This is a genomic window from Halorubrum halophilum, from assembly GCF_000739595.1.
In the GTDB taxonomy this organism is placed as follows: Archaea; Halobacteriota; Halobacteria; order Halobacteriales; family Haloferacaceae; genus Halorubrum; species Halorubrum halophilum.
In genome coordinates this window covers 122,440-141,951 of record NZ_BBJP01000006.1, presented here as the reverse complement: position 1 = coordinate 141,951, position 19,512 = coordinate 122,440, and the positions used below count along the sequence as shown (strand labels likewise).

General features: G+C 56.0%; 16 protein-coding genes and 1 tRNA gene. 12 read left to right on the top strand and 5 right to left on the bottom strand.

Annotated features, from left to right (window positions below; translation table 11 throughout):
- Positions 1 to 15: 15 nt before the first annotated feature.
- Complete coding sequence (locus tag ACP96_RS02555) at positions 16 to 546, bottom strand: nicotinamide-nucleotide adenylyltransferase (RefSeq protein ID WP_050032018.1); 531 nt, start codon at positions 544 to 546, stop codon at positions 16 to 18.
- Positions 547 to 716: 170 nt separating this feature from the next.
- On the opposite strand from ACP96_RS02555, the gene lonB reads away from it, so the two are divergent.
- The 3 genes from lonB to ACP96_RS02540 are packed head-to-tail and all read left to right on the top strand — an operon-like array spanning position 717 to position 4,742.
- Positions 717 to 3,011, top strand: a complete 2,295-nt coding sequence (gene lonB, locus ACP96_RS02550; RefSeq protein WP_050032017.1) for an ATP-dependent protease LonB — start codon at positions 717 to 719, stop codon at positions 3,009 to 3,011.
- A gap of 22 nt (positions 3,012 to 3,033) precedes the next feature.
- Positions 3,034 to 3,906, top strand: a complete 873-nt coding sequence (locus tag ACP96_RS02545; RefSeq protein ID WP_050032015.1) for a CPBP family intramembrane glutamic endopeptidase — start codon at positions 3,034 to 3,036, stop codon at positions 3,904 to 3,906.
- 53 nt (positions 3,907 to 3,959) lie between these two features.
- A complete protein-coding gene (locus tag ACP96_RS02540) occupies positions 3,960 to 4,742 on the top strand; it encodes a CBS pair associated ParBc domain-containing protein (protein ID WP_050032014.1) in 783 nt (260 codons plus the stop codon).
- 77 nt (positions 4,743 to 4,819) lie between these two features.
- Here the strand turns inward: ACP96_RS02540 and ACP96_RS02535 are convergent, their stop codons facing one another.
- On the bottom strand, positions 4,820 to 6,028 hold the full coding sequence (locus ACP96_RS02535; protein WP_050032012.1) for an RNA-guided endonuclease InsQ/TnpB family protein: 1,209 nt from the start codon (positions 6,026 to 6,028) through the stop codon (positions 4,820 to 4,822).
- A 240-nt stretch (positions 6,029 to 6,268) separates the two neighbouring features.
- On the opposite strand from ACP96_RS02535, the gene ACP96_RS02530 reads away from it, so the two are divergent.
- The 3 genes from ACP96_RS02530 (at position 6,269) to ACP96_RS02520 (ending at position 8,198) form a co-directional block, all read left to right on the top strand.
- On the top strand, positions 6,269 to 6,535 hold the full coding sequence (locus ACP96_RS02530; protein ID WP_050023063.1) for a hypothetical protein: 267 nt from the start codon (positions 6,269 to 6,271) through the stop codon (positions 6,533 to 6,535).
- An 86-nt stretch (positions 6,536 to 6,621) separates the two neighbouring features.
- A complete protein-coding gene (locus ACP96_RS02525; protein ID WP_050032011.1) occupies positions 6,622 to 7,563 on the top strand; it encodes an NOP5/NOP56 family protein in 942 nt (313 codons plus the stop codon).
- Positions 7,560 to 8,198 (top strand): fibrillarin-like rRNA/tRNA 2'-O-methyltransferase, encoded by a 639-nt coding sequence (locus ACP96_RS02520; protein ID WP_050032010.1) that lies wholly within the window; start codon positions 7,560 to 7,562, stop codon positions 8,196 to 8,198. The genes ACP96_RS02525 and ACP96_RS02520 overlap by 4 nt, the downstream gene beginning before the upstream one ends.
- Here ACP96_RS02520 and ACP96_RS02515 read toward each other — a convergent pair whose 3' ends face one another.
- The 3 genes from ACP96_RS02515 to ACP96_RS02505 all read right to left on the bottom strand — a co-directional run bounded on the left by ACP96_RS02515 (position 8,199) and on the right by ACP96_RS02505 (position 9,258).
- Entirely contained in the window at positions 8,199 to 8,393 is a 195-nt protein-coding gene (locus ACP96_RS02515; RefSeq protein ID WP_050032008.1) for a helix-turn-helix transcriptional regulator, read from the bottom strand. It lies immediately after the preceding gene.
- Complete coding sequence (locus ACP96_RS02510) at positions 8,390 to 8,806, bottom strand: DUF2178 domain-containing protein (RefSeq protein ID WP_050023369.1); 417 nt, start codon at positions 8,804 to 8,806, stop codon at positions 8,390 to 8,392. Before ACP96_RS02510 ends, ACP96_RS02515 begins: the two co-directional genes overlap by 4 nt.
- Positions 8,807 to 8,949: 143 nt before the next feature.
- On the bottom strand, positions 8,950 to 9,258 hold the full coding sequence (locus ACP96_RS02505; protein WP_050023371.1) for a hypothetical protein: 309 nt from the start codon (positions 9,256 to 9,258) through the stop codon (positions 8,950 to 8,952).
- Between the two features lie 109 nt (positions 9,259 to 9,367).
- On the opposite strand from ACP96_RS02505, the gene ACP96_RS02500 reads away from it, so the two are divergent.
- From ACP96_RS02500 to ACP96_RS02480, 6 genes are all read left to right on the top strand, one after another.
- A complete protein-coding gene (locus tag ACP96_RS02500) occupies positions 9,368 to 10,069 on the top strand; it encodes an endonuclease III domain-containing protein (protein WP_050032007.1) in 702 nt (233 codons plus the stop codon).
- A 51-nt stretch (positions 10,070 to 10,120) separates the two neighbouring features.
- Complete coding sequence (locus ACP96_RS02495) at positions 10,121 to 10,693, top strand: phosphatase PAP2 family protein (protein WP_050032006.1); 573 nt, start codon at positions 10,121 to 10,123, stop codon at positions 10,691 to 10,693.
- Positions 10,694 to 10,778: 85 nt separating this feature from the next.
- Positions 10,779 to 10,863, top strand: a tRNA-Leu gene (locus tag ACP96_RS02490).
- 38 nt (positions 10,864 to 10,901) lie between these two features.
- Positions 10,902 to 12,002, top strand: a complete 1,101-nt coding sequence (locus tag ACP96_RS02485; protein ID WP_237561593.1) for a tyrosine-type recombinase/integrase — start codon at positions 10,902 to 10,904, stop codon at positions 12,000 to 12,002.
- 233 nt (positions 12,003 to 12,235) lie between these two features.
- Positions 12,236 to 15,622, top strand: coding sequence for an Eco57I restriction-modification methylase domain-containing protein (locus ACP96_RS17460; RefSeq protein WP_082222439.1), 3,387 nt, complete (start codon positions 12,236 to 12,238; stop codon positions 15,620 to 15,622).
- Between the two features lie 2 nt (positions 15,623 to 15,624).
- Positions 15,625 to 18,909: a helicase-related protein gene (locus tag ACP96_RS02480; RefSeq protein ID WP_082222438.1), complete on the top strand. Its 3,285-nt coding sequence runs from the start codon at positions 15,625 to 15,627 to the stop codon at positions 18,907 to 18,909.
- Positions 18,910 to 19,512 lie beyond the last annotated feature (603 nt).

The window sequence follows — 19,512 nt, the reverse complement described above, 5'->3', positions numbered from 1 at the left end:
GGGCGATCCGGCCGGCTACTCGTCGGACGGTTCGTCGCCTATCGAATCGGTCTCGGCGATCCGACGGATGCGCTCGACGCCGTCGACCTCGCGGATCACGTCGACGACGGCGTCGGGGACGAGATCGGTCCAGTTGCGGCCGTGGATTATCCGCTCGCGGAGTTCGGTCCCCTCCAACACGTCGCGGCGGAACATCGGTGACTGACGCACCTCCACGCCGGCCTCCTCGAACAGCCGGACGACGAGCGGGTTGTTCGAGTACGCCACGTCGAACCGCGGGGCCATGCTCTGGACGTGGCTCACCCACACGGAGTTGCGGTCGAGGTCCTCGATCGGGACGACGTAGGTGGTGACGTCGAGCTTCTCGACGGCCTTCGTCACCATCATCACGCGCTCGCCGGCCGTGAACGGGTTCCGGGTGGTGTGGGAGTCGCCGGCCGAACCGATTCCCAACACGAGCTCGTCGACCTCGGCCGCGATCTCCTCGACCATGTGTCGGTGGCCGTCGTGAAACGGCTGATACCGCCCGATGTAGAACCCGCGCATGGATCCACGTAGCGGGAGCCTCGCTTATAAACCTCGTGGGAACCTTCGAAAGCCGATATCGTGGGGTGTGAGCCGTATCGAGCTCGTTTTTGGAATCCTACACGGATCGTCCGCGGGGAGAAAGTATATCAGTAGCCGACCCGTCGTTTTTCGTAGCGAACCCCGATTCTATGAGCAACGAAAAGGACGCAAACGACCCCCCGACCGAGGACCCCGAAGAGCCGGAAGAATCCGGCGCCGGGACCTCGGATCCGACGGGGAACAGCGAGGACGCCCGCGACGACGGCGCCCGCGCGCCGGCGGACGAGGGCGTCGACGAGCCTGACGGTTCCGGCGGCGCCGACGACCCGGCCTCCGAGGAGGAGACGGTCGCCGACGATCCGTCCGAGCCCGACGAGGTCTGGGATGACGGGATCGTCGTCGACGGACCCGGGCCGGACGGCGCCGAAACGGGCTCCGAGGAAGCGAACGGCGCCACCACCGAGGGTGTCACCGAAGCAAACGAGGACGGCGGTATCGACGAGCTCGGCAGCTCCGTCGAGGTCGAGGGCGCCGAGATCGAGGAGGACCCCGACGAGGACGACCTGCTGGGCGGCCTCAAGATCGACACCACGGCCGAGCTCGAGATCCCCGACCGGCTCGTCGATCAGGTCATCGGGCAGGAGCACGCCCGCGACGTGATCATCAAGGCGGCCAAGCAGCGCCGCCACGTGATGATGATCGGCTCGCCCGGGACCGGGAAGTCGATGCTCGCGAAGGCGATGTCCGAGCTGCTCCCGAAGGAGGAGCTACAGGACGTGCTGGTCTACCACAACCCGGACGACGGCAACAAGCCCAAGGTCCGCACCGTGCCCGCCGGCAAGGGCGACCAGATCGTCGACGCGCACCGCGAGGAGGCGCGCAAGCGCAACCAGATGCGGTCGCTGTTGATGTGGATCATCATCGCCGTCGTGCTGGGCTACGCGCTCATCATCGTCGGCCAGATCCTCGTCGGCATCATCGCCGCCGGGGTCGTCTACCTCGTCTTCCGCTACCTGAACCGCGGCTCCGACGCGATGATCCCGAACCTGCTGGTGAACAACGGCGACACGAAGACCGCGCCGTTCCGCGACGCGACCGGCGCGCACGCCGGTGCGCTGCTCGGCGACGTCCGGCACGACCCGTTCCAGTCCGGTGGGATGGAGACGCCCAGCCACGACCGCGTCGAGGCCGGGGCCATCCACAAGGCGAACAAGGGCGTGCTGTTCATCGACGAGATCAACACGCTCGACATCCGCAGCCAGCAGCACCTCATGACGGCGATCCAGGAGGGCGAGTTCTCGATCACGGGCCAGTCCGAGCGCTCCTCGGGCGCGATGGTCCAGACCGAGCCCGTCCCGACCGACTTCGTCATGATCGCGGCCGGGAACCTCGACGCGATGGAGAACATGCACCCGGCGCTCCGGAGCCGTATCAAGGGGTACGGCTACGAGGTGTACATGGAGGACACCATCGAGGACACCCCGGAAATGCGCCGGAAGTACGTCCGGTTCATCGCCCAGGAGGTCGCGAAGGACGGTCGCCTGCCGGAGTTCTCGGCCGAGGCGATCGAGGAAGTCATCCTCGAGGCCAAGCGCCGCTCCGGTCGGAAGGGCCACCTCACCCTCCTGTTCCGGAACCTCGGCGGGCTCGTCCGCGTCGCCGGCGACATCGCCCGCGGCGAGGACGCCGAGCTGACCACCCGCGACCACGTGCTGCAGGCGAAGGGGCGCTCGCGCTCCATCGAACAGCAGCTCGCGGACGACTTCATCGAGCGTCGGAAGGACTACGAGCTGCAGGTCTCCGACGGCTACGTCGTCGGCCGCGTCAACGGCCTCGCCGTGATGGGTGAGGACTCCGGGATCATGCTCCCGGTGATGGCCGAGGTCGCGCCCTCGCAGGGGCCGGGCGAGGTCATCGCCACGGGGCAGCTGAAGGAGATGGCCCAGGAGTCGGTGTCGAACGTCTCCGCGATCATCAAGAAGTTCTCCGACGAGAACATCTCGGAGATGGACATTCACATCCAGTTCGTGCAGGCGGGTCAGCAGGGCGTCGACGGCGACTCCGCGTCCATCACGGTCGCGACGGCCGTCATAAGCGCGCTGGAGAACGTGGGCGTCGACCAGAGCCTCGCGATGACGGGCTCGCTGTCAGTGCGGGGCGACGTGCTCCCCGTCGGCGGCGTCACCCACAAGATCGAGGCGGCCGCGAAGGCCGGCTGCACTCGGGTCATCATCCCGCAGGCGAACGAGCAGGACGTGATGATCGAAGACGAGTACGAGGACATGATCGAGATCATCCCGGTCTCGCACATCAGCGAGGTCCTCGACATCGCCCTCGAAGGCGAGACCGAGAAGGACTCGCTCGTCTCCCGGCTGAAATCGATCACGGGGTCGACGCTGAAGGAGGGGAGCGTCTCCGGTCCCTCCAGTCCGAGCCCGCAGTAGGTAGCGCCTCCCAACCACTTCGATGCCCGACTGGGCGACGTTCGCGGTCGCGGCCGTCGCCCTGACGCTGCTGTTGCTGTTCTTCACCCGTCGCTCCCGACGCCTCCTCGAGAGCGCGCGGTTCGTCGATTCCCGGAGCGAGATCGCTGACGAGAACGACGACGCGGACCGAAACATCACCAGCAGCGACGTCGATCGCGACCGCGACGACGACGACGCCGATCTGTCCCCGAACCCCGACCGGCGGAAGCAGCCGGTCCTCACGACGCGCCTCCTCTTGGCCAACGCGACCGTCTCGCAGGCGATAGCGTTGATCGTCCTCGTCGCGATCGCATGGTGGACCGCGGTGCCGGCGTCGGCGTTCGGGATCGGCGGGACGCATCCGACGCTCGGCGCCCCGGCGGTCGGATCCCTCGGAACCGCCGGGCTCGTTGCACTCGGCGCCGGCGCGGGGCTCGCGCTCGCCGCCGGCAATGAGGCGGTCGCGCGGTTGGGCGCCCGGGCCGGCGTCGCGCCTTCCACGCGGCTCCGCGAGGCGATGGCGCCGACCGACGCGAGCGAGTGGGCTCTGCTGCTCGGCGTCGCGCTCCCGGTCGTCGCGATCTTCGAGGAGACGCTGTTCCGCGGTGCGCTGATCGGCGCGCTTTCGGTCGGCTTTGGGGTCGATCCGCGGCTCCTCGTCGTCGCCTCGTCGGTCGCGTTCGGTCTCGGTCACGGCGCGCAGGGACGACTCGGAATTGCAGTGGCCGGCGGGCTCGGAATCGCGCTCGCGGGGCTGTTCGTCGCCACCGGCAGCCTCCTCGCGGTCGTCGTCGCGCATTACGTCGTCAACGCGGTGGAGTTCGTTGCGCACGAGCGATCGGGGGCTTCCCGGACGGGTCCGGAGGATGGTTGACGGGAGAGTCCGCCTCCCGCCCCTTTTTAATCCGGCGACGCCAACGTCGGACGATGAGCGGGAAACCGACCGTCGGCGAGTATATGACCCGCGACGTCGAGACCGTGAGTCCCGACGAGACTGTAGAGACGGTTGCGCGGCGCATGGCCGAGAGCGACGGCCACAACGGGTTCCCCGTCACGCAGGGTCGAACCGTCGAGGGGTTCGTCTCGGCGGCCGATCTCCTGCTCGCGGACGACGAGGCCCCCGTCTTCACCGTGATGTCCGACGACCTCATCGTGGCGCACCCGGACATGAAGGTGACCGACGCCGCGCGCGTCATCCTCCGGTCCGGGATCCAGCGACTCCCGGTCGTCGACGACGCCGACAACCTCGTGGGGATCATCTCGAACACGGACGTGGTCCGCTCGCAGATCGAGCGCGCCACCCCGAGCAAGGTGGGGAAGCTGATGCGGACGCTCGAACAGATCCACGGCGTCACCCTCTCGGAGGAGCGCCGCGAGGTGGAGCTCACCGACCTCACGCCCACGCAGGCCCGGGTGTACGCCGACGAGTTGGAGGGACGGAAGTACGAACTGGAGCGCGGGCTGGCGGAGCCGCTCGTCGTCATCGATAACGGCGGCACGCTTCACCTCGCCGACGGCCACCACCGCGTGATGGCGGCCCACGAGGCCGGGATCGAGGAGATGGACGCGTACGTGATTGTTCCCGATCGCCCGGTCGAACTTGGCATGGCCAAGACCGCGAAGAAGGAGGGCCTCGACGACATCACCGACATCGAAATCGTCGATTACGCGCGTCATCCCCTCGTCGAGACCACGAAGCGCCTGCAGTAAACTACCCTACCCTACTTCGCTCGGAGGAATGGCCCCGCTCGCTCGTTGAGGATAGGGCTTTCGCGTGGACTCTCGTTCTATGCCTTAGCGGAGGCAGGAGGGTTGTACTCCCCACTCACGTTCAACGTCCCGCGATTCAAGCGCACGTCTACGGGTGCGCCTCCGGTGTCTGCGTTTTGCCGACGCCGGAGATATTGAAGGCCGATGTTCTTGGCAGCGTTGTAGTCGGCGTGGTTCTGGTAGCCACAGTCCTGACACTCGAAGTCCGCCCCGTGGCGGTTGTCATCGTGGGTAAATCCACAGGTCGAACACCGCTTTGAGGTGTTCCGTGGGTCCACTTGGACAGCTTCGATGCCCTGATCTTTGGCTTTGTATTCGACGTACTCATAGAGGCGACGGAACGCCCAGAGATGGTGCCACGACGCCTGTGGGATGTTCTCACGAATGTCCGTCAAGTCCTCGAACACGATATGCGAACAGCTGTGTTCGGCGGCTTCAGCTACGATTTCGTTGGCGACACGATGCAGGAATATCTCGAAGCGTCCGTCCTCTTTGCGTTCGACACCTGCGATGGCGGCGTGTGCCGCTCGCGTCCCGCACTGCTGGAGGTCGCCACGCCGCTTCTCGTACTCTCGCTTCCAGTGATTGAACTCGTCTGCCGACCAGAACCGTCCGGTCGAAGCGACCGCAAGTTGGTTCACACCGAGGTCCACACCGAGGACTGTTCTGTGCCCGGTCGTGGTGTCGGTGTCGTCGTCCTCTTTGAGCATCGACGCATGGAGATACCAGTCGCCGTCGCGCCGATGGAGTGTCGCCCGCCGAAACTCGTAGTCTTCGTTGGCGACGTATTTCGTCGGCGGTGTCTTGGGATTCTCTGGGAGAATATAATCGCACTCAATACGCCCGTCCGGTGTCGAGAGCGAAACGTGGTCGCGGTGGAACGTGGCGCTTCGCTTGTCGTAGATGGCGGTATCAGCCGTGAAGGTCGGACGGGACGTATCTTGACCGTTTTTGAGCCGTTCGACGCCGCTCTTGATGGCTTCGACGGCTTGGCGAATTCCTTTCTGGACGAGATTCGCAGTCAAATCCGTGTCCTTGCGTAGCTGGTCGTACAGTACATCTTCAGCCTTTGCTTTCGATGTAACGTGGTATCCGTCGTCACCATGCCAGCACCACTCGCTCGCCGTGTTGGCACAGTATTTGAATTGCTCGACAGTCTCCCGCAGGTATTCATCTGCGCCTTCGGGCGTGTCGAGTTTGATAACGGCGGTACGACGGTATTCCACGATATTCTCACATATATTGTAGAAGTCAGTTAATGATTAGGAGTAGGAAGGCACTAGTCTGGCGGCTGGTTGATACCGGGTCGGCTTCCTCCCCACCCTACTCGCTTATGCTTCCGCCGGGGCCGGAAGCCCGGCGCTCCTTGAGGGTGGGGCCTCCGCCTCGAATTAGGTGATCTCGCCGCGGATATTCGTCCTCACATCGACGACAGGTTTTTGAGAGCTCGCAGCGAAGTGACGTGTATGAAGTCCCGAATCAAGAGTGCGCTGTCTCGAGCGAAGTACGCGGCAGTCGGGGCGGCGATCGGCGCCGCCGTCGGCGGACTGGTCAGTCGAAACGGGGCGAGCACCGGCGGCGCGCTCGGTGGGCTCGTGGGCGCGACGCTCGCGGACCTCCGGAGCGGGGCCGACGGCGTCTTCGCGGACTTCCGGTCCGAGTCGGACGACGCGGACGAGGCCGACTCCGACTCCGACGACGCGGGCGCGACGATCGAACTGGCCGACGAGTAGCCGCGACGCGGGTCCGTTTTCCGCGAACTCCCTCTTCCGCCCCGTTTCGGGAACGCCTATACGACCGGACCAAGTAGCCACGGGTAATGACCGACACCGACGACAGCGCGGACGCCGGCTGGTTCGCGGGCGGGTCGGCCGCCGACTCTAAGGCCACGGGCGACGGGCCAGCACTCCGCGCCCGAATCGTCGACGGCGAGGCCGACGAGCCACGCGACTGGCCCGAACTCGCGGTCGAGTCCGGATTCGCCGGCTCGCGCGACGACTACTACGACCGCCTCCACGGGGCGTCCGTGGCGGCGACCCGCGAGGCGGTCCGCGAGCGCGAGCGCGCCGACGATCAACAGCTCGTCCACGCGGTGCGGGCCAGGGACGACTGCGAGCGCACCGCCAACGAACTGGCCGAGCGCGCCGCCGAGTGGGCTGGGAGCCTCTTCGACGACGCCGAGCCGGGGATCGAGGGCGCCCGCGCCGTGGCTGAGCGCGAGCCGGACGGCGAGCTGGAGCGTCGCGCCGTCTCGCTCGCGGGGCGCGTCGCCGACCTCGCCGCGGAGCGCGACGCGCTCGCCGAGACGATCGAGCGAACGGCGCCGGCGGTGGCGCCGAACCTTGCCGAGATGGCCGGCCCGGAACTCGCGGCGCGGCTGATCGCGCTCGCGGGCGGGTTGGAGTCGCTCGCGAAGAAGCCCTCGGGGACTGTGCAGGTGCTCGGAGCGGAGGACGCCCTGTTCGCGCACCTCTCCGGGCGCGCCCCCTCGCCGAAACACGGGATCATCTACACCCACGAGTACGTGCGGAACACGCGACCCGAGGACCGCGGGTCGGCCTCGCGGGCGCTCGCGGGCAAACTGACGCTCGCGGCCCGGGTGGACCACTACTCGGGGGAGCGCCGCGAGACGCTTCACGAGGAACTCCGCGAGCGGATGGCGACGATTCGGGCGCGCGCGGAGGGCGGGAGCGATGGTAATGGGAGCGACGGCGGTGGGAGTACTGGCGACACCGCCGCCGACACGGAGGGCAACGCATGAGCGACCCCGAACTGCCGGCGGGCGTCGAGCGCCGCGAGATCGACGGGGAAACCGAGCTGACAACCCGCGGCCCGCCGGTGTACGGCGAGCCGACCGCGGACGGGTGGCGCGCGTGGGACCCTGACCGATCGAAGCTCGGCGGGATGTTCGAACTCGGGTTCGAGACGGGGCTGTCCGGCGGCGAGACGGTGTTGTACCTCGGCGCGGCCAGCGGGACGACCGTCAGCCACGTCGCGGACTTCGCGGGACCGACGTACGCGGTGGAGTTCGCGCCGCGACCGGCGCGGGACCTCGTCGAGGCGGCCGAGCCCCGCGATCGGCTGTTCCCACTTTTAAAAGACGCGCGGACGCCGAACCGCTACGCGCACGTGGTCGAGAGCGACGTGGACGCGATCGTGCAGGACGTGGCGACGCGCGGGCAGGCGGAGGTCGCCGTGCGCAACGCGCGGTTCCTCGCCGACGACGGGCGGCTGCTGCTCGCGATCAAGGCGCGAAGCGAGGACGTGACGACGGATCCGGAGTCGGTGTTCGAGGGCGCGCTCGACCGGCTTCGGGAGGCCTACGAGATTCTGGAGACCGGGCGACTCGACCGGTTCCACGAGGACCACCTCGGCGTCGTGGCGACGCCGCGGTGATCACTCGTCCGGATCGAACAGGTCCTCGATCCGGCAGCCGAAGTGATCGGCCAGATCGAAGGCGAGCTCCAACGAGGGGTCGTAGCGTTCGCGTTCGATCGCGTTGATCGTCTGGCGGGTGACGCCGACGGCGGCGGCGAGGTCGGCCTGACTCTCGCCCGTCTCCGCGCGTCGCTCGCTGATGTCGTTTCTCATGTTCGGTACTTGTAGTAGAGCAGAGACGCGCCGAACACGACGGAGACCGCGAAGAGGGTCCACATCGCGCCGTAGAACTCGCCCGGAAGCTCGACGGTTCCACTCTCCTGTAACGCGAGGCCGCCGGGTGCGCCGAGTATGAAGATATAGGCAAAGATGTTCATCGTGGTAAGACTCGCCTTTCGCTCGATGGTGGTGTCGCGCTCGTCGTACAGATCCACGGGGCTGAACCGCTGGACGAGCCCCATGCCGAGGCCGCCAGTCCAGTAGAGGAGGACGCCGAGGACGAACCGGTCGACGGCGACACCGATCCACAGCGCGGCGATACCGGCGCCGAGTAAGCCGTACGCGATGCGTTTGTACCGTTTTCGGTCGGAGGGCCGCGTCGTCGCGGGGGTGGTGGGTTCGCTCATGGGAGGGTGCAAAGCGAGCGTGGACCGATTGTAAAGCTCGCTTTACAGTAAAGGAGACTTTACGTCCATACATAAATCTATCGCTGGTGAGAGATCGAGGCGGAGACGGCGTGAGAGAGTCGGCGACGGTGAGAACGATCTGTTCACCACGTCGGCGGCGAGAAGCCGGCGTCTTCGAGGATCGGCTTCCAGCGCTTCTGGACGGAGAGTCTGGAGACGTCCATCGTGTCAGCGACGGCGGACTGCGACCGCTCCTGCCCGCGGATCAGTGCGGCGGCGTAGAGGCTGGCGGCCGCGGCGACGCGCTTCCCGCGGTCGTCGTCGGGAGCCCGTGACAGGAACAGGTCCGTCGCTGTCGACAGCGTCTCCTCGTCGAGGTCGAGCGTCGCGCACGCGTCGTCGAGCCGGTCGATCCACGCCGCGTTGTCGACGCGATCGCTCGCGCGATACATGCCCCGCAGTTGGGCGCACCGAGTTAAAAAGGTCGCGCGGCGGATCGGGGGACCAACCGCGGATTCCCCCGGTCGTCGCCCTCAAGTCCGCCCCGCCCGTAGCCCGGGTATGTCGACGCACGCGTGGACCGAATCGCGGGTTCGCGAGCTTCACGACGACCTGGTGTCGCTGTACGAGCCGGTGGACCGCGTCGCCGAGCACGGCGCCGACCCGACCGCCGAGCCCGGCGAGGGCGTCCGACAGTTGGTGACGACGATCCTCTCGCAGAACGTCGCCGACGCGAACACGAGCCGGGCCACGGACGCGCTGTTCGATAGGTACGACGACTTCGCGGCGATCGAGGCGGCCGACCACGAGGAGCTGAAAGAGACGATCCGCGTGGCGGGGCTCGCCGACCAGAAGGCCGCCCGGATCCAGCGCGCGCTGGCCGCGATCCGCGAGGAAACGGGCGGGGCGTACTCGCTGGCGTTCCTCGACGCGATGGCGACCGACGACGCGAAAGACTGGCTCACGGAGATCAAGGGCGTGGGACCGAAGACCGCGAGCGTCGTGTTGAACTTCCACTTCGGGAAGCCGACGATGGCGGTCGACACCCACGTCGAGCGCGTCTCCAAGCGGTTCGGGCTGGTGTCGGAGTCGGCGTCGAACCAAGCGGCGCACGACGCGCTCGACGAGCTGGTGCCGGACGAGCTGATCTACCCGCTCCACGTCCTCCTGATCCGGCACGGCCGAGAGCACTGTTCGGCCCGCGGCGCCGACTGCGACAACCCGGTGTGTGAGGCGTACTGCGACTGCGAGTTCTGCCCCTGAACACGAGCGTACGAGCGCCTATGTTCCTCCGGCCGATAGGGTCGGACAATCATGTATGCGCTGATCGGCGAGGTCTCTCGCGCCGTCCTGTGGGGCGACCGGCTCGTCGCCGAGTTCGTCGCCGCGATCCGAGCGCCGTTCCTGACCGAGATGATGACGTCGATGACCGGGCTCGGCTCGGTCACGGCCGGGGTCGTGTTCGTCGGGCTGTTCTACCTCGCCGGCTGGCGCGAGGAGTTCGTCAAGAGCGTGATCGCGCTCTCGCTGCTCGGCGTCGTCGTCTGGGGGCTGATGACGCTCGTCGAGCGGCCGTTCCCGCCGAACCCGGTCTGTGTCACCGAGGGCGACGCCGGAACCACGAGTTCGTTTCCCTCCGGGCATTCGGCCGCAGTGACGGCGTACGCGGGAATCGCGTGGCACTCCGACGAGCTCCCCTTCGCGGTCGCCGCGGGCTTCGCCGGGTTGATCTCCTTCTCGCGGATCTACCTCGGCACGCACTACCTCTCGGACACCGTCTTCGGGATCGGGCTCGGGATCGCCGCGGTGCTGTTCGCGGAGTGGCTCGTCCGACGAGTCGGCGAGGAGGCGGTGCTCGATCGATTACCGTTCGAGACGGATATCTGAGGGTCGCCGACCGCTGCGGTCAGCGTCGCAGTCGTCGCCCCCGTAGCGACAACTATTTTTGAGCCACTCGGGTACGATAATCCGCGCGCGGGTTGCCGAGCCAGGCCAAAGGCGTAGCGCTTAGGACGCTATCCCGTAGGGGTCCGCCGGTTCAAATCCGGTCCCGCGCACTCTCTACCTGCCGTTTTCACTTTGTCTAGGTACACAAATGACCGAAACAAACCTCGATAAGCCGAACACCCTCGAACGCTATGACGGTTTTGATTCGGATATGATGGAGCCGAATAATACTATTACCATCGTCCGGAAGAACCAACGCGACTTCCTATCCGAGAAGGCGCACGTAGACTATCACGACTACAGAAAGAAGTTCCTCACATACCTACTCAAAATGGGGAAGAATCCCAATAAGGCGAAGGGATATTCCCCATACACAGTCTGTCAAACCGGGCATCGAACCGCCCGGTTCGACCTATGGGTGTGGGAGAACCGTGGAGGATACAAAACACCACCCGATCTAGAAGATGCTAAGGCCTACATGGAACAGGTCGCCTTCCGGGATGTAACCGAGTCCACGAAAGGGAAGACACTCGGTGCCCTCAAACGGTATTCCAAGTGGCTTCAGCACAAGTTCAACCGAGATGAGTGGGAGTTTAGCTGGAACTTCCAATCTGGTGGGAATAACAATGCTCCTAGAGACTTCCTGACTAAACCCGAGAGGCGTAAAATCCGACAGGCTGCACTCGGGAAGGACGGCACCCCCAACTATGGAACAGAAGACCTCCTCGAAGCTGATCCGAACAGTTGGAAGTTCACTTCCCTCGTTTGGACTAGCCTCGACGCTGGTCTTCGTCCCGTAGAAGTCGGCAACGCCAGAGTGAGCTGGTGTGACCCGGAGAACAGCATACTTCGTATCCCGAGGGAAGATTCATCTAAGAACGAGGGCAACTGGACTGTTGGTCTAACCGACCGGACAGCAACGGCGCTAGAGCGGTGGATAGACGAACGAGAGAACCACGAGAGATACGAAGGCACGGATAAACTGTGGCTCACCCGTCATGGCAACCGATACGGTTCCAACGAACTTAGACGGATACTTACCGACCTCTGTGAACGAGCCGGGATTCCTCACGAAAACCGGCAGATGTCGTGGTACTCAATCCGTCATTCGGTTGGTACTCACATGACGAAAGAGCGTGACCTAGCTGCGACACAAGCTCAGTTACGTCACCAATCAGTCGAAACGACGATAAAATACGATAACGTCCCGGTTGAAGATCGTCAGGACGCACTTGATAACATGGGCTGAGAACTTGTTTGATCTTCCGGAATATTTGGACATCACAGAACAGTTGAGTATTCACAACTCCCGAACGTGAGTTCTAATGAAGCGGTGGCTGGACGAGATTTCTACTTTAGCTCACATTCTGTCTGTTTGATTTAGTAAATCTCATTTTATTATATAATAATTAATAGCCCCATTTAATAGAATAGAAAACATAGAGCCGAACAATTAAACACAGAGTGAAGATATACTGAGGTATGTCGATGACAAGAAGCTCTCCATTCGGCTCAACTGATACTGTTGGTGACATTATCAAACACCTCGTTGACGATCTAGAGTTCCAAAATCTCGTTGACGGACAAAACCAGACTGAATTTGGTAACGGATACGGGACAGAATTCAATCTGCGTCATGATGGAGATACTGTGGTTCGAGTTATTGAAATTCCCTCTAGCGGTCCTGATAGAAGTACTGTGAACTCCTATCTTAAGCGACACGGAAAAAAATCAAACAAGGAACTGTTCTCTGTTATTGTCCAATCTGAAGGTTCTAACAAAAACCCGCTTCAGCGTTCTATTACCTCCGAAATCACCTTTATGCGTATTGAGCGCCGGAGAGCAACACAAACCGTTGATATAGAGCATGATCTGAAATATTTCCGAGTTGATATAGACAACCCCGCTCCGATGTATCTTGATTACTTTAATGATATGAGGGTCGGCAATCAGTCATATAACTCTGTTCTAGAAAACGTTAAGGAGATATTCTCGCTAAAGGAGGTTACAAAGGGCTTCTACCGTGATTTCGCTGAGATATTCCAAGACGAATTACAGAATTCCATACACGGTTTGAGAAATCAAGATGAGAATTTGACCTCTTATACTCAGTCAGTAGTAAATCGGATTCTATTCCTGATGTTTGTACAGGAGAAAGGGTGGCTAGATGGTGATCAGCGGTATATTCAAAATAAATACGAGGAGGCAAAAAAAGAGAAGTCAGATGTTTATGACGACTTTTTCAGGCCATTATTCTTTGAAGCTCTAAACACAGAAGGTATCCCTGAAAATGATTTTATTGGAAAGGTTCCATACCTCAACGGTGGATTATTTGAAAAGAAAGAGATAGAAGAGAATGTCACCATAGATGAAGAGTTCTTTGACGTTCTCCTTAGTCCAGAAGAAGATGAATATGGGAACCCGGAAGGGTTCCTGCTCCAGTACAAATTGTCTCTAAGCGAAAGTAACCCAGCCGAACAAGAGTTGGTTGTTGATCCTGAGTTCATTGGACGAATATTTGAGATGTTTATGCAGAGTGAAGAACGATCAGAGAAAGGCGCATTCTACACTCCGAAAGAAGTTACACAGTATATGAGTAAGAATGCTCTCAAGCAATACCTCTTAGAGGATTTTCCAGAAAAAGAAGCGGAATTATCTAAGTTGGTGTCTGATCATGGAGTGTCGGAAAGCTTTGACAAAACTGAACTAGAAGATATCAGAAATAAAGTCAAGAGTGTCGACATTGTTGACCCTGCAGTTGGGTCTGGTGCGTTCGTTATTTCGATGCTCGAAGAACTCACCGAAATTACTGAAGCGCTAAACAATGCGCTTGGTTACGAAGAAGATCGATTTAACCTCAAAGAAGAATTCATTGCTCGGTCACTTTATGGGGTAGATATTGACTCTAGCGGTATAGAGCTCTGTAAGTTTCGGACATGGCTGCATTTAATGCAGGATCTCGACGATGTAGGGTTAGACGAGTTCTTGGAAAATAACGAAAAGTATGCTTTGCCGAATCTTGGATTCAAATTCTTCATAGGGAACAGCCTCTCTGGTGATTTCAAACCAACTGAAATACGGGATGTACTAGACAATATTGGAGAAAAGAAGGGAGGGGACAGGTCTATGCAAACCACAATAGGAGCTAGACACACCGGAAAACGGGATCTAAGTGATATAGTAGATGAAGTTGATGAAAAACGAGAGGAATACTTAGACTCACACGGTGAAGAAAAAAACAGATTGGAGGAGGAGCTGGGTAACCTTATTAAAGAAATTGATGGGTTAATCGACTGGGAATCTTCGGATTATTGGATGGATACAGTCACGGCGACTGAGGAAGATTCGTTCAAGTGGAGTGTGAATATTCCAGAGGTAGTTTTAGATGGAGGTTTCGATATTGTCATCGGAAACCCCCCTTATAAAGGAAATCCGCAATTAGATTACATATTGCCTCTATCCAATTGGCTAGATGAGAGATCTGAGCATTATGATAAGCCGATACGGAAGGACCTCTATCAGTTATTCATTTTCAGAGCGTTTGAATTAGCAAGAGAAGGAGGTACAGTATCGTTCATCACATCCAATACATGGCTCAACATTATGACTAAAATGAGCACACGCATTCTCCTTCAAACAAACTATTTAAAGGAAGTAATAGATGTTAGTGAAGATATCTTTGATGCTACAGTGGATCCTGCAATCTTCACAGCGATAAATAGGAATGAGTCGAACTATACGACGAAATTCATCAATGCTTCCGATACTAATACAGCAGACTATCGATCATTAGTACACTACGAAAACCTCAGCACATACACGACATGTTCGGCCCATGGAACAGAATACGCGATTGAGTATGGAGAAATATCTGGTTGTTCGGTTTATCAAGCACCCATTATTCTTTATCGTAATAGTCTTCGAAGGAACTTCTTTGTTCCAACAAAAGAAAATATTAGAATATATGAGCGTTATATGGAAAAAATGGTTTCACAATATGAAGAATGGGGAGATATCCTATCAAATACTAGTAAACACATAAAAATGAAGGACGATATAGAAGAAAACGTTGCTCAAGAGTTAGAGCCCGGCGAGGTAGCCCTACTAGGGTTGTTAACCTTTGGAGGTAGAGGATTTCAGACTGGAAATAATGAGGAGTATATCGCATTCTTAGAAGGAACTCCAGAGGCAAAAGAACTGAAAAACAGAAATGATGACTTTCAGTATGTTCAGAAAAACGAAAACCGGTATAAATGGCTTAGTAAGGTTGTACAAGAGAAACATATCGCAAATGTAGAAGATCTATCAAAGAAAGAGAAGCTAAACGGGATTGATGAAAATGATCCTCATTGGGTTCCCCTTGAAAAAGGATTTAGAAAGGATGAAACATATTACAAACCCCACAGCGTGTTTATCAATTGGAGTAAGAAATCGTTGAAAGAAATCGATGCGAGTGAGCAGGGTAGGCTTCAGCACTTAGAAACGAATTTCAAGGAAGGTTTATTTGCGTCGAGGGGAGGATTCTCTGATTTAATGGTAAGATATGTAAATAACTCTGTGATTGATACTTCTGGTATATCCATAATTCCAATGGACACTAACCTGTCCGCAAAGTACTTGTGCGGACTACTAAATTCCTCGTTGCTGGAATCTATTGTGGAGACTTTTATCAATGGTTCAGGGAAGCAAACTGCAGATATGAGACTCATTCCGATTGTCTGTCCAAAAGAAGAAGACTTGTCCAGAATGGAATCACTAGTAGAAGACGCAATTGAAATTAGGAAAGGAAACTCAGACAGAGATATAAACACTATTCAACAGAAAATAGATGAATTAACAGAAGAAATATACAAAAATTCTTGGGAATAATTATGGAGAGTAAAGAATATGCGGACATACTGGATAACCGCCATTTCTATGTTCATGATAGAGCTAACGAACTTGCAGAGGGTGCGGACAATATCAAGATAGCAGTTGGTTACTTCTATATAAGCGGATTTGATATCCTACGTGAGAATCTACAAGACGCTGAGAGCATTCAGATAATTATTGGTCGTCAGACCGACGCAGAGACAAAAGAAGAGCTAATCAAAGGATTTGAAAGGGAAATAGAGAATATCGAGAAGACAGACGAAGCAGAAGAAGGCATAAAACGTCTGTATGAACTGATACATGAAGATCGAGCTGATGTTCATGTATATACTAATAGCCGTTTTCATCCCAAACTCTACCTATTCAATTACAATAACGATAGCAAGTTCCCTGGCAGTGCTATAATTGGTTCTTCAAATCTTTCTCAAAGCGGACTATCTGGAAATATTGAACTGAATGTAGAGAAGCGAGACACACCGACTCTGAATTATCTCAATGAATGGTTTGACGAGATCTGGGCAGAGAGTGAGGAATTCAAATCAGAGCTGATCGATGCTATTGAATCTTCAAAGTTTGGAGAAGATTTACCATCACCAACTGAGCGAAAAGAGTTTCCCGAAAATCTTGTGAGTCCCTATACTGCGACAAAACTCTACATTTACGAGCAATTTACCGACGAGATACACGATGGTATATTACTTGACGATATTAAAGGAGATTATCAAGATAATCTACTAGAATTTCAGAAAGATGCAGTTAGGGCGGCAGAGTATACCCTGAACAAATATAATGGTGTCATCATAGCTGACAGCGTTGGCTTGGGTAAGTCATATATCGGCGGCTCGTTGGTACAAGAATATTCAAACCCACAATCGAGGATCCTGATTATCACACCGAAGCGTCTTCAAGACATGTGGAAAGGAATGCTGAGTGATAGCGATAAGTTCCCAATCCATGGCACAAAGAGATACCTCACATTTTCTAAACTTTCTCGTTTGGATCCCAACGAGATCAACAATTTACGGGAGTATGATATAATTCTTATAGATGAAGCACACCGCTTACGGAACAATAATACTAGCAGATACGATAATATACAGGCCATTGGTCGTAAAGACAAGAAACACATCCTGTTAACTGCGACACCGATTCATAACTCTGTTGACGATCTTAACAATCTTGTAAAGGTATTCGCCGACGACGATGATTTCGATATTGACCTACGTGATGATCCTTCAGAAATTTTCAGCCAGTATGAGAAGATTTCTAGCCTTGAAAATCCAGATAAAAGCCAAGAGAAGAAACTTGGTATATTGAGAGAGCAGATGGAGAAAATCATGCAGGAAGTACTTATATCTAGGACGAGAGAATATATTTTAAAAAATTATGAAAATATAACGATTGGAGGGAAACAAATCAAAGCTCCATCCAGAAAACCACATCTTGTCTCTGCTGACGATGCTGACCTAGAGCAATTGTACCGTGAACTGATAGATATAATTGTAGGAAAAGGTGATGACCCAAAGAATGGTCTTAATCTTCCTTACGTGAGTGTGGACCGATACGGTGGAGATGGTAACGAAGAGTTGATGCTAGAATATAAGAATGCAAGTGTTCTATTAATTATTCTTCTCTTCAAACGCCTAGAGAGCAGTATAGCAGCATTTGAACAGTCGATAGATCGGTTAATCACACGTGAAGAGATAATGCGAGATATTGCTGAAGGCAAGGTCGATTACTCACAAAACAGGGAGCGCATAATGACGTTCTTTGACAGTATAGACGATGAAGGGGTTTTAGATGACGTTGATATTGATCAGATTACGGAGGCTGTTAACGCTCTTGGCCGTGACCAGCGTAAAGAGATAGTCGGCGATGTGCAGGAAGATCTTATTGATCTGCGCGATATGAAACGCTTAGCTAACGAAACGCTGGAAGCGGGGGGAAAAGATGCAAAAGCGGAAAAGTTGCGACAACTACTTCGAAATGAATTGTCTGAAGAAAAGGTACTCATTTTTACACAGTTTGTACCTACAGCGGAGCATCTATTTGAGGAGCTCACAGGACTAGACGCAAACAAACAAGTAGGAGAGGCTAAAGAGGGGGGCAAACGCGTAGCGTTTCTGCACGGGAACAATTTCGATACAGAAATTGTGGAACAGTTTGCTCCTAAGGCACAGGAAGTTGAAGTTGGTCTTGAGGGTGAAATTGATGTTCTGATTGCCACAGATGTCCTTGGGGTTGGTCAAAATCTCCAAGACAGTCGTGTGGTCGTGAATTACGACTTACATTGGAATCCTATGCGTATGGAGCAGAGAATAGGCCGTATTGATCGAATTACTACGCAGCATGATGAACTACTTGTTTACAATTTCATACCGACAAGAGAATTGGAAGATGCACTTGGCATACTCAATAAAATTCGCGGGAAAATACAGGAAATAGCAAATACATTTGGGAAAGACGCACCGATTCTGGAAGACTCCGAGAAAATAGTCGATAAGAATATGACAATGTATGATAAAATAGGTGATGAAAATGCGGAATTTAAGGATGAAGGGCTTATCGGAGTCACTTCAAAGTATGACAAGCTCCGGAATGCTGTCAAGAATTATTGTGAATCTGAGAACATCTCAATAGGAGATCTGCAACAGACAGAAGCCATCCGTGACAACACCCGGATCAGCTTCCACCAAAATACGGATGAAAATGGAACTTTAGTTCTGGTCAATTTAGAATTTAACAGCGGAAGATCAGAGACCCGTGCATCTATAATCAGTAATGAAGGATTTGGTGGAGTTGACCTTGATGGACAGACAATGATATTTGACATCCCGATCTCTGAAGATGACGACTTAGCTATTTTTGACATTATAAAGTCAGATGAAAAGTCAAAGAGAGTCGGCGATCTTGACTCTCTTGACAGAGTTCAGAAGATGGTTGCTGACACGAGTAATTGGAACGACAAAATTCTGGAAATTGATACTGAAGCTTCAGGAAGAGTTCCGGAGATAATGGCCTTCTGTGACGAGATACAGAATAGTGATTTTTCAGATAAAGTTCAACAGATGGCTCAAACAGTGTATACGGAACTCAATAGCAACAAATTGAGTGATTACTTTGAAAATGAGCTAGACAAAGTGTATCGCAAAAGAAACCGTTCTAGTTGGGGGTATGAACGTACTGCCAGAGAACTTCATAACTTAGTGAATGAGTTTGAACTTAGTAAAGCAGAAAAGGTGACCTCAGTTGAGATTGTGCTAGTAGAACAGTTAGATGACTGATCCAACCATCTCTCAAAGAAGGGCGTATCGATCTCGCTCATGAACTTTCCACCTTCGTGAAGCGCATCACGACGACGTATTCTGATCGCTCGTCGCTGAGTATGACCCTAAAGACAAATACCACGCTCAATGGCTCGAAGAACATAGCACTCAGCTGATTTTTTCTGAGCAGGATCTCTAATCTAAATATGACTCAATCGGGATTACCAGCTATGGCTACTAGCTTTATCAAACCCGGAAGGCGCCGCCGTCACGCCACTCTACCAGATCTACGCTAGGCGTACGTCTATCAGGGCCGATAGATCCTCTCGCACAGAATCTCAGTTGTTCCACACGTCTGATTGCTAACTTCATCTGGTCGTTACCTTTCCACCTCACGCCCACTTTTGGGGTGAAATTCTGTCAAAAATGCCGCTGTGACGTAGGTGGGGTTACTAATTGTGCGCGTATAGATTCTCGACGATGTTCCAACCGAAGGGCTATCTGAAACTCACAGATACACATTTTCTCCGTCCATGGCTCCCGTTTCAAATGCACAGACGTGTCCGCTAAGATCGGCCTGTACGTAACCCTCTCGCGTTCAGAATACCTGAGTATACGAGT